Genomic DNA, 10,926 nt, shown 5'->3' on the forward strand with positions numbered 1-10,926 from the left:
AAGGAGACTAATAAGAATTCGGATCACGGATCAACCCCACGAAAATGCCTTCGATCACCAGCTGGTCGGCTGGTACCTTGATGGGCTCATAGGCCTCATTCGCAGGTAGCAGGGTAGCACTCGATTTATTCAATTTTAACGTCTTGACCGTGACTTCCTCGTCAATTCTGGCCACTACGATCTCACCGTTGCGAGCCACGTTCGATTTACGTACTGCGATAAGGTCGCCATCAAAAATGCCGGCATCGATCATGCTGTCGCCCTGAACCTTCAACAGGTAAGTCGGGCGCTGCTTGAACAAGCCTTGCGGGACGGGGACTGTACGTTCCACGTTTTCAATGGCTTCGATGGGGACACCGGCCGCAACCTTGCCGACGATGGGCAATTCTTCTTCTGACCAGTAGGCGTTATCGAGCAGTTGGATACCACGTGAGCGGTCGCTATGTAGCTTGATGTACCCTTTGCGTTCCAGGGCGCGGAGATGATCCGATGCGGCATTCTTGGACTGAAAGCCCATGATGTCGGCGATTTCAGCTCGGGTGGGCGCCATGCCGGTATCGGCCAGGCATTCACGAATGCAATCCAGTACCTGTTGCTGGCGTTCAGTCAGTTTGCTGCTCATAACCTTCTCCGTATGATTGTCAGAAATAGCGCCTTGCCATGTGCGTATTTTCTGACAGCCTCTGTCATCCAAAGGGGACAATGGGTCGATGAATTTGATCCTAGCATGGGTACTGGCAATATGAACAGTGTTATTTGTCCAGTTTCTCCTGACCAGTCAATTCTCGTTCTTTGTCATTACTGCCGTTGCCCTGCTCGAGTGCGCGCACTAGCATTAGGTTTTCATATCCATCAAGCCATGGTGCAGATGAGACGGGGAGTGTAGATGGAGCAGGCCAACAATAACGATTTCGGCCAGCAGCGGGTTCGGCAGTTACTTTCCGGTGTTCCGTTTTTCAATGAAATTGCGAGGGATGACCAGGTTCAGTTCTCCTTGCTTGAGCAGAACACGCGGTTGTGGGTGGCCAGCTCCGGCGACACGGTGATTCGTGCCGGGGATGTGGATTCCACGCTGTATTTTCTCTTGCGAGGCCAGCTGGAAGTCCATGCAGAGCAGGAAGGGCAGGCGCCGCTTTACTATGTCTCTCCCGGGGAGGTTTTTGGCTCGTTGTCTATGCTGCTGGGGACCCCTAGAAGTGCCACGATCAAGGTGGCTGACAGTGCTCGTGAAGCGGTAGTGGCGAGCCTGGATTTCAATGCTTTCAATGACGAGCAAAGCCCGTATTCGTTGCCGACCCGGTTAGCCTTTTTTCATATGATCGTGCACCACATTCGCTGGACGCTGGAAGTGAAACGCATGCAGGCACCGCAGCACGAATTGGTACAGTCAATGCGCAAGCTTCCCGTATTTCAGGGCGAGAAAGGCAGCAAAGAAGAATTGCGGGCACTGTGTGAGCAGGCACAGGGATTAGCTGAACTGCTTTGTCGCTGGAATGAAGAAAGTCAGGCGAATACCGGGAATATCCAGCTAACGTAACAAAGAGTCGGAATAACGTGCTGGCAGTCCGCGGTCGCGGGCTGCCAGTATCCTGGCCTTGTATCACCCACTTTTCTGGTCGACCTTCACTGCCAGGACATCACAATGGGCACCGGGGACCAGACCGCGCGCCGTGGATCCCAGCAGCAACGCCAGACCACTGCGCGTGTGGCTGCCGACAGCAATCAGGTCGGCCTCCAGCTTGTCGGCCTTGTCGAGGATGGTCTTCTCGATAGACCCCAGCTCTACGTGCACGTTGCCATCGGGAATCTGGTAACGCTGGGCATAGCGCCTGGCCATTTCCCGGGCCTGTTCCATCAGCCCGGTCTGCAGGTCAGTGACATCCATGGGGACATCGGCGCCGTAGGCCAGCGCCAGCGGTTCGATCACATGGATGAGGTGAAGCTCTCCTTCGTTGCCAGACAGGACGCCAGCGGCACGGGATAGCACCTGTGCGGATTCATCGCTGCCGTCGATGGCAACCAGGATCTTGCGATAGGGCGTAGGCACGATTCTCTCCATGAAAGCCGTCTTTCCCGGCAGTATAACTCGCCTTGCAGTGGTTGCCAGCGGGGTAATTCACAGTACAGGGTTGCTCTTCCACCTCTGCTTGTACTACTACTAAAAAAGGATCCGGGGGGCACATGTTGCTTGACCCGCCTATACCGGCGCTGTCTAAATAGCGCCCATCGCAAGCCTTAGATCGGATGTTGAGTACCTGAGAATGGGAAAATCGCTAGTCATTGTGGAGTCGCCTGCCAAGGCCAAGACCATTAATCGTTACCTGGGCGATGACTTCATCGTGAAGTCCAGTGTGGGGCACGTGAGGGATTTGCCGGTTAGCGGTGGCTCCAAAAAGAGTACCCCTCAGGAACGCGCCAAAGAGGCTGCCTACACACGCTCGTTGCCCAAGGACGAACGCGAAGCCTATAAAAAGAAGAAGGCCAAGGCGCAGCTGGTCAACCGCATGGGTATCGATCCGGAAAAAGGCTGGGATGCCCATTACGAGATCTTGCCCGGCAAGGACAAAGTGGTCGATGAGCTCAAGCGTCTCGCGGCCAAGGCTGACCGTATCTATCTGGCAACGGATTTGGACCGCGAAGGGGAGGCCATTGCCTGGCACCTGCGGGAAGTGATCGGTGGCGACGACAGCCGTTTTGACCGGGTGGTATTCAACGAGATTACCAAGAAAGCCATTCAGGCGGCGTTTGAGGAGCCCGGCAAGCTCGATTTGCACCGCGTCGAGGCCCAGCAGGCTCGCCGTTTCCTGGACCGGGTCGTCGGCTTCATGATTTCCCCGTTGTTGTGGGAAAAAATTGCCCGCGGCCTGTCTGCCGGTCGGGTTCAGTCTGTGGCAGTGGAGCTGGTGGTTGAGCGTGAGCGGGAAATTCGCGCTTTTATCCCGGAAGAGTTCTGGGAGATGTACAGCGATACCCATACCGGTGATGGCGAAGCCCTGCGCCTGCAGGTAGCCAAGCACCAGGGGGAGAATTTCCGACCCAATAATGGTGACGATGCGCATGCCCATCGCCAGGCCCTGGCGGAGGCGGGCAAGCTGACGATTACTCAGCGTGAGCAACGTCCCACCAAGTCCCGGCCTTCTGCGCCGTTCATCACCTCGACCCTGCAACAGGCCGCCAGCACTCGCCTTAACTTCGGCGTGAAGAAGACCATGATGCTGGCTCAGCGGCTCTACGAAGCGGGCCACATTACCTATATGCGTACCGACTCTACCAACCTGAGTGCAGATGCCGTTACGGCCTGCCGTGAGTGGATCGGTGAAAACCTGGGTGACAAGTACCTGCCGGAAAAACCGCTGTCCTATTCCAGCAAGGAAGGCGCCCAGGAAGCCCACGAAGCCATTCGTCCTTCCGATGTGAACCGTCGCTCCGAGCACCTCAAGGATATGGAGCGTGACGCGCAGCGCCTTTACGAGCTGATTCGCCGCCAGTTCATTGCCTGCCAGATGCCCCCGGCGGAGTATCTGAGCACCACCCTGACCGCAACCGCCAAGGGTTACGAGCTGAAGGCCAAGGGGCGGATCATGAAATTCGACGGCTGGACCCGTATCCAGCCGCCGGCTTCCCGCAAGGGCCAGGAAGATACCCTGCTGCCGGATGTGGGTGAGGGCGATACCCTGGCCATCGATAGCGTTGAGGCCGAGCAACATTTCACCAAGCCGCCGGCACGCTTTACCGAAGCGAGCTTGGTGAAAGAGCTGGAGAAGCGCGGGATTGGTCGTCCGTCTACCTATGCGGCGATCATCTCCACGATTCAGGATCGTGGCTATGTGCGTCAGGACAACCGCCGTTTCTATGCCGAAAAAATGGGTGACATCGTTACTGACCGTCTGGTGGAAAACTTCCCCAACCTGATGGATTACGGTTTCACCGCTGGTATGGAAGAGATCCTTGACGAGATCGCCGACGGTGGCCGTCACTGGAAAGACGTTCTCGACGAGTTTTACCGGGATTTTGTCGCCAAACTCGAATCCGCCCAGGGCGAAGGGTCCGGCAAGCAGGCGGTAGGCGGTATGCGTGCCAACCTGCCGACCGATACCGATATCGATTGCCCCACCTGTGGCCGGCCCATGCAGATTCGCACCGGTTCCACCGGGGTGTTCCTGGGATGCTCAGGCTATAGCCTGCCGCCCAAGGAGCGTTGCACGGCCACGCTGAACCTTCTGCCCGGTGAAGAAGCGGTGGCCGTGAATGCCGATGATGAAGAGGCGGAAGCCAAGGAGCTGCGTAACAAGAAGCGTTGCCCCAAATGCAGCACCGCCATGGAAAACTACTTGATCGACGAAAAGCGCAAGCTGCATGTCTGCGGTAATAACCCGGACTGTGATGGCTATGTTGTCGAGCAGGGTGAATTCCGTATCAAGGGCTACGATGGTCCGACACTGGAATGTGAAAAGTGCAGCAGCGAGATGCAGCTGCGCACCGGGCGGTTTGGCAAGTTCTTCAAGTGCACCAACGACGATTGCGGTAATACCCGCAAGCTGCTCAAGAATGGTGAGCCGGCACCGCCACGGGCGGACCCGATCCCCATGCCGCATCTTCAGTGCGAGAAGTACGAAGATGATCATTACCTGCTGCGTGATGGTGCGTCCGGATTGTTCCTGGCGGCCAGCAAGTTCCCGAAAAACCGTGAAACCCGGCCGCCGCTGATTGCAGAAATCCAGAGCGTGGCGGAACAGCTGGATCCCAAGCACAAGTATCTGGCTGAGGCCCCTGCGAAAGACCCAGACGGCAACCCCGGGGTGCTGCGCTATAGCCGCAAGGCGAAAGAGCAGTATGTCATGAGCGAGATCGACGGCAAGGCGACCGGTTGGATGGCCTTCTACCGTGACGGCAAGTGGGTAGAAGAGCAGACCAAGAAGAAAGCCCCTGCCAAGAAAAAAGCGGCAGCGAAGAAGAAGGCCCCGGCCAGGAAAAAGGCCGCCGCCAAGAAGTAAAGACACACCCTACAAGCGGCAAGCGACAACACGAGGCTCACATCTCTTGTTCTGAACGCATGGGGCTCCGTGCTGCGATGACACAAGAACGTGGGTAGAACCTCTTCTACGCGACGGCCTCTCTTGCGCCTTGCTGCTTGAGGCCCGTCGCTTGCCGCTTTTTGCCAGGATTTTGTTATGTCCCGAATGGTTCGTGATAATGCTGTCAGTGGCCTGCGAGAGCGGGTTTACTTCGCCCAGGCCATGCTCCGCCAGCTGACCGGTGAGCAGGCCGGGGCAGTGCCCACCGTGCGTTTGGCGCTACGTGGTGCAGTGGTATTCCATGTGTATTCTTCTCTGGTGGGGCTGCTGCGGCAGTCCGCCAGGACCTACCAGGTGCCTGGTGCGGATACCCTGTTCAGCCTGGGTGCCCTTGAGCAGGCATTCGCGTCAGCGGGGGTAGAGGCTCCGGAACTGGCCGTCATTGCCCAGGCTCGCAAGGACCGGGGTGATCTGGTGGCCTGGCTGGATGGCGAGATGCAAACGGCCATGGGCGCATCGGGGCTGGCTCGTCGGCCAACGCCTCCCAGCGAGGCCAACGCGCTTAACCTGATGGCCGAAGATCGCTACGCGCCTCTGGCGGAGGGTGATCTGGAGCGGCTGGCACAGGCCATCATCCGCGTCAGTGAGTTGCTGGAACACTGTGTGGGGTATCTGGAGGAGTGGTAACGCGGCTCAACCGAAAGCGCCCTTGCCTGTGTGACGGGATGCGTGTGTCGGGCGTTTCGGCCTGATTTTGCCGCCGCTGATCCCGGTGGGGGATTGAATCTCTCCCTTTTGCCACCAATGCTTGCAAGGCAGACACCATTGTCTGCCCCCTCGAGCAGGGCCATGGCCCTTCGTGAAACGGAGGTACACATGCCCAGCCCAACCCTGTTTTCCTGGTTTTCCCTTGTTCTGTCGGTGGTCGTTGCCAGCCTGTGGCCTGTGCAGGTGGCTCAGGCTGCAGGTGTCGCGTCAAGACAGCATCAGGCCGAGGTGCAAGAGGACTGCGTGGTGTTGCTCCATGGGTTGCGTCGTTCAGCCTGGGCCATGTCGCGCATCGAAGACTCCCTGCGCGGTGCCGGCTATCAGGTCTACAACCGGGATTACCCTTCCACCCAAGCCACGGTGGAGGCGCTGGCCGCGTCGGAAATCCGCCAGGGGCTGGACTGGTGCCAGGCCAACGCCCGCGGTCAGGTGCACTTTGTGACTCACTCCATGGGCGGCATTCTGGTGCGCGCCTATTTGCAGGATAATCAGATCGAGCAGCTCGGGCGTATTGTCATGCTGTCGCCGCCCAACCACGGCAGCGAAGTGGTGGATCGCATGCAGGACTGGTGGCTGTTTGAAAAGCTCACCGGCCCTGCTGGCCAGCAACTGGGCACGGGGGCGGATGGCGTTACGGCAAGCCTGGCACCGATTCCCGGTGAAATCGGTATCATCATGGGCAATCGCACAGTGGACCCGTGGCTGTCATGGATGATCCCGGGCCGCGATGACGGCAAGGTCTCACTGGACAGTGCCAGGCTCGCCGAAATGAAAGACTTTATTGTTATGCCCGCCAGTCATGCCTTCATCATGCGTAAAAGGAAGGTCATCCAGCAGATTGTCACGTTCCTGCAGCACGGCAAGTTTCAGGTGGCCTCCGCCGGCGCTTGAGTGACCTCTTGCCACTGTACTGCGGACGAGGGGTAAATCCGGTTCAGATTTTGGCCCTTTCGGCATCGCTGTTTCCTGAGAACTCGCTATCATGTGGTAAACACAGTGTTGCCCGCCGGGCGCACCACCACGAACAAGCTGTAATGAGGACTTCATGAAATCTCGTCTGCTGATTGCGGGTCTGGCTCTGGCCATGGCTGCGCCCCTTGCCAACGCCCAGACACCGGAAGAAAAAGGGCTGGAAATCGCCCGCGAAGCGGATCGTCGCGGCGAGGGCTTTGGTGACTTCCAGGCCGACATGAAGATGGTATTGATCACCAAGCGGGGTGACCGTGCCGATCGTGAGCTGCGGGTAAAAACCCTGGAAGGCAAAGGAGAAGACGAGGGTGACAAGAGCCTGACGATCTTCGATACCCCCCGCGATGTCCGTGGCACGGCCATGCTCACCTTCAGCTACAAGAACAAGGACGATGACCAGTGGTTGTATCTGCCCGCCTTGCGCCGGGTGAAGACCATCGCGTCGCGGAACAAGTCCGGCCCCTTCATGGGCAGTGAATTCAGCTTCGAGGACATGCGTGGCCAGGAGGTCGAGAAGTACACCTACAAATACCTGCGCGATGAAGCGTGTGGCGAGCTGACCTGCTTTGTGATGGAGCGCTACCCCACGGATGAGCACTCCGGCTACACCAAGATGGTGGTCTGGCTGGACCAGCAGGAATACCGCACCTGGAAAGTGGATTACTACGACCGCCGCGACAGCCTGCTGAAAACCCTGGAATCCAGCGATTTCACCCAGTACAAGGACAAGTTCTGGCAACCGGCCAAGATGTCCATGGTTAACCACCAGACCGGCAAGGCCACAGACCTGTTCTGGAGTAACTACCAGTACGACACCGGCCTCACGGAAGCGGACTTCAACCAGAACAGCCTGAAACGCGCGCGTTGATATCATGAATAAATGGTTTGTGACGGCACCGCTGCTGGCGGTGCCGCTTCTGGCTCCTGCGTGGGAGTTTCGTGGCGAGGTCGCGCTGGAAGGGCGTTACTTCACCCAGGATTCTCCCTACCCGCAAGCCGACTACGACACCAACAGTTCGGCCTACCTGAAACCGGAAATTCTCCACGAGTGGAACGACCGGGACGATCTGTTCACCTTCATTCCTTACGCCCGTGTTGATGAAAACGACAGCCAACGGACCCACTGGGATATCCGCGAGCTTTCCTGGATTCATGTGGGTAACGGTTGGGAATCGCGGGTCGGTATCCGCAAGGTGTTCTGGGGGGTGACCGAAGGGCGCCACCTGGTGGACATCATCAACCAGACCGACCAGGTAGATCAGGTGGATGGCGAGGAAAAACTCGGCCAGCCGATGATCAACCTGTCACTGGTGCGCGACTGGGGCATTGTGGACCTGTTCGTGCTGCCCGGTTTCCGTGAGCGCACCTATGCCGGAGAAGAAGGCCGGCCTCGTACGCCGTTACCGGTGTCTGATGACGCCGTTTACGAGTCCTCCCAGGAGGAGGGCCGGGTGGACTTTGCCATTCGATACCAGCAGTACTTCGATAACGGGATCGAGTTTGCCCTGTCGCATTTTTCCGGTACCAGCCGCGACCCCTTGCTGATTCCCCAGAACCTGACCATGGCGGAGCTGCAGACGTTACTGGCCACCGGGCAGTTGCCTGCCGGCAGTGACCCGGAATTCACCCCGGTGTACAACGTCATCGACCAGACCGGCCTTGAGCTGCAATACCTGCAGAACGGCTGGTTGTGGAAACTGGAAGCCATCAGCCGTTCCGGGCAGGGCGATCGTTTCTACGCGCTGGATGGCGGTTTTGAGTATACCCAGGTGGGGTTGTTCGGCTCGGCGGCCGATCTGGGCTGGATCGTGGAATATATCTGGGAAGACCGTGAAGACAGCCTGGCGTCCCCCATGGCCAGCGATGTGCTGTTGGGGACCCGCTTCACCTTTAACGATGTGGCGTCTACCGAAATTCTGGCGGGCGTGATTTACGATACCGACAATGAAGAAAAGGCCTTCAGCCTGGAATCCAGCCGCCGCTTTGGCAATAACCTGAAAGCCACCCTGGAAGCCCGTTTCTACACTGATGCGCAAGACCCCCGCAGCCCTTCAGCGCTGTACCGGGATATCCTGCGCAACGTCAACACCAACCCTGGGCTTGGCCCGATCAGCCGATCGGACTTTGTGCAGGCAGAGCTGGTGTATTACTTCTGAGGGCGGCGTCCCTTGACCAGGCATGCCGCCAAACGTATGTTTGAAACGTATGTTTTGAACGATGCTCAGGGGCGAAGCTATGGCACAGGCAGGAACGGTTGACCGAATCCTGGATACGGCAGAAGTGCTGTTTGCCCAGAAAGGGTTTGCGGAAACCAGCCTGCGTGCCATTACCAGCAAGGCAGGTGTGAATCTGGCTGCGGTGAACTACCACTTTGGCTCCAAGGAATCGCTGGTACAGGCCGTGTTTGAACGCTTCCTGACGCCATTTTGTGCTGCGCTGGACGCCAAGCTGGATGAGATGGAGGCTAGTGGTGTAGCGGATACCCCGGAGAACATTCTCGGCATCATGTCGCGTTTGGTGCTGGGGTCTCACCCGGAAGATCCTCAGCGCGCTGCGATCTTCTTCCGCTTGTCCGGGCAGGCCTACAGTCAGCCCCAGGGGCACTTGCGCGAATATTTGCACCAACAGTACGGCGCAGTATTTCGTCGCCTGCAAGACCACATGCAGCGTGCGGTTCCAGATGTGCCGCCCCGGGAGTTGTTCTGGCGGGTCCAGTTCAGTCTGGGGGCGACGATCTTTACCCTTTCGGGCCTTGAATCACTGAAGGATATCAGTCGCAACGACTTCAACATGGATGTGACTGAGGCGGATATTACCCAGCGCTTGTTGCCATTTCTTGTTGGCGGTATCAAGGCGCCGGTACCCGCAGTTTAGCTCGCCTGCTCTCATTATTGAAAATCCGGCTCCATCAGGCATAGTCATAAGAAAACAACGAGGACGTTGATTATGGCGCTTGATTACGCATTGCTGGATGTATTCGCGGGGGCTCCGTTTCAGGGCACCCAAATCCCCGTCGTGATGCTGACGGGAAAGAGCATGGATGCACAGGGGAAGACCGCGATCGCCAGCGAATTCCAGCAGACCGAAACCGTGTTTATCGAGCCGGACAATGCCGCCTCTCCGGTAAGTGTTTTCACCCCCCGAGGGCAGCAGCTATTTGGCGCGCATACTATTTTGGCTGCCTCTTATGTGGCGTATGAAATGGGGTTGGCCGATGATCAGGGGACGTTTTCGTCATACCTGCTGAAGCAAAATGACCAGCAGATAGAAAGCTTTATTGACAAGACGGATAACGGGCCCGGTGCCATTCAATTTGCCCGTGTCCTCAGTCCATCCATCGACCGTTATACCCCGGAAATTCCTCGGTTGGCAGCCGCTCTTAATATCGACGATAAGCATATCGCCTTTAGTAAGTACAAACCTATGGTGGTGAGCGTGGATAAGCCGACGCTGATCATACCGTTTACCAAGCCCGAGCATGTGCTGGCTGCCAGCCTGAATGCAGAGCACTGGGCGGGGCTGGCCGGAAATATCTATACCTCGGAAGTTTTCTTGTTTGCACCGGGAAGCATCACGGGTGAGTCTGATTTCCATGGGCGGATAATCAGCCCGGACCTGCCTCGGGATGTATTTCCTCCCATCGGTAATGTCATGCCTGAGTTTATCGCTTATCTGGCTGAGCAGAAGGAAACCGTGCCAGGCACGCATACCTTGTCTGTGGACCGTGGCAGCCCCGACACCCGGAAGAGCCTGCTGCGAGTGGAGTTCGATAAGCACCCTGGCAAGCAGTTGCGATGCCGCATCGGGGGTAATGTGGTGAAAATGGGAACAGGCTCACTGCTGGTATCCTGAAAGCCTCTGTCGTCTACCCGTTGGCGCGATACCGGGGCAATTCAGCGCCTTGCCAGGCATACCGGTAACGAGCCAACAGGCTGGCGCTGGTCTATTCGTTACAGGCACCTACCCACTTTGCTTCACTGTGAGTCTTCATGCTGTGGTGATTGCCTTTGACGGTGATGTCTGTGCTGTAGTGCTTGCTGTTATGCATCACCATTTTGCCGGTAATTCGGGTTTTGGCATTGCTGCCAGGCATTGTGCATTCTGCTTCCCATTCCAGCCCTTTATCAGTTGTTCTGATATCCCCAGTATCACAATTGTCTTCTTTCCAGCTTTC

The 10,926-nt window shown here is 57.5% G+C and carries 11 protein-coding genes; 8 read left to right on the top strand and 3 right to left on the bottom strand.

Translation table 11 applies throughout. The features are described from left to right. Nucleotides 1-7: 7 nt before the first annotated feature. Nucleotides 8-622 carry a transcriptional repressor LexA gene (gene lexA, locus Q672_RS21840; RefSeq protein ID WP_022984559.1) on the bottom strand — a complete coding sequence of 205 codons (615 nt, stop codon included), beginning with the start codon at nt 620-622 and terminating at the stop codon, nt 8-10. 264 nt (nt 623-886) lie between these two features. Here lexA and Q672_RS21845 point away from each other — a divergent pair, with 264 nt between their 5' ends. Continuing rightward, nucleotides 887-1,537, top strand: coding sequence for a cyclic nucleotide-binding domain-containing protein (locus tag Q672_RS21845; RefSeq protein WP_022984560.1), 651 nt, complete (start codon nt 887-889; stop codon nt 1,535-1,537). Nucleotides 1,538-1,600: 63 nt separating this feature from the next. Here Q672_RS21845 and Q672_RS21850 read toward each other — a convergent pair whose 3' ends face one another. Beyond that, nucleotides 1,601-2,047 (bottom strand): universal stress protein, encoded by a 447-nt coding sequence (locus Q672_RS21850; RefSeq protein WP_022984561.1) that lies wholly within the window; start codon nt 2,045-2,047, stop codon nt 1,601-1,603. Between the two features lie 214 nt (nt 2,048-2,261). Between Q672_RS21850 and topA the strand changes: the two genes are divergently transcribed. From topA to Q672_RS21885, 7 genes are all read left to right on the top strand, one after another. Next, nucleotides 2,262-4,994: a type I DNA topoisomerase gene (gene topA, locus Q672_RS21855; protein ID WP_022984562.1), complete on the top strand. Its 2,733-nt coding sequence runs from the start codon at nt 2,262-2,264 to the stop codon at nt 4,992-4,994. A gap of 177 nt (nt 4,995-5,171) precedes the next feature. Beyond that, a complete protein-coding gene (locus Q672_RS21860; protein ID WP_022984563.1) occupies nt 5,172-5,702 on the top strand; it encodes a hypothetical protein in 531 nt (176 codons plus the stop codon). 189 nt (nt 5,703-5,891) lie between these two features. Next, nucleotides 5,892-6,674, top strand: coding sequence for an alpha/beta fold hydrolase (locus tag Q672_RS21865; RefSeq protein ID WP_022984564.1), 783 nt, complete (start codon nt 5,892-5,894; stop codon nt 6,672-6,674). A gap of 154 nt (nt 6,675-6,828) precedes the next feature. Continuing rightward, nucleotides 6,829-7,620 carry an outer membrane lipoprotein-sorting protein gene (locus Q672_RS21870; protein ID WP_022984565.1) on the top strand — a complete coding sequence of 264 codons (792 nt, stop codon included), beginning with the start codon at nt 6,829-6,831 and terminating at the stop codon, nt 7,618-7,620. Nucleotides 7,621-7,624: 4 nt separating this feature from the next. Beyond that, the gene (locus Q672_RS21875; RefSeq protein ID WP_022984566.1) at nt 7,625-8,908 is read left to right on the top strand and encodes a hypothetical protein; all 1,284 of its coding nucleotides are present in this window, start codon (nt 7,625-7,627) and stop codon (nt 8,906-8,908) included. Between the two features lie 79 nt (nt 8,909-8,987). Beyond that, entirely contained in the window at nt 8,988-9,626 is a 639-nt protein-coding gene (locus tag Q672_RS21880; RefSeq protein WP_022984567.1) for a TetR/AcrR family transcriptional regulator, read from the top strand. A 72-nt stretch (nt 9,627-9,698) separates the two neighbouring features. Further along, nucleotides 9,699-10,604: a PhzF family phenazine biosynthesis protein gene (locus Q672_RS21885; RefSeq protein ID WP_022984568.1), complete on the top strand. Its 906-nt coding sequence runs from the start codon at nt 9,699-9,701 to the stop codon at nt 10,602-10,604. A gap of 91 nt (nt 10,605-10,695) precedes the next feature. On the opposite strand, the gene Q672_RS0117060 is transcribed toward Q672_RS21885, so the two are convergent. After that, a partial coding sequence (locus tag Q672_RS0117060) for a DUF3617 domain-containing protein (protein WP_031226093.1) occupies nt 10,696-10,926 on the bottom strand: 231 nt, incomplete at its 5' end.

This window comes from Alcanivorax sp. P2S70 (assembly GCF_000475295.1).
Taxonomy (GTDB): Bacteria; Pseudomonadota; Gammaproteobacteria; order Pseudomonadales; family Alcanivoracaceae; genus Alcanivorax; species Alcanivorax profundi.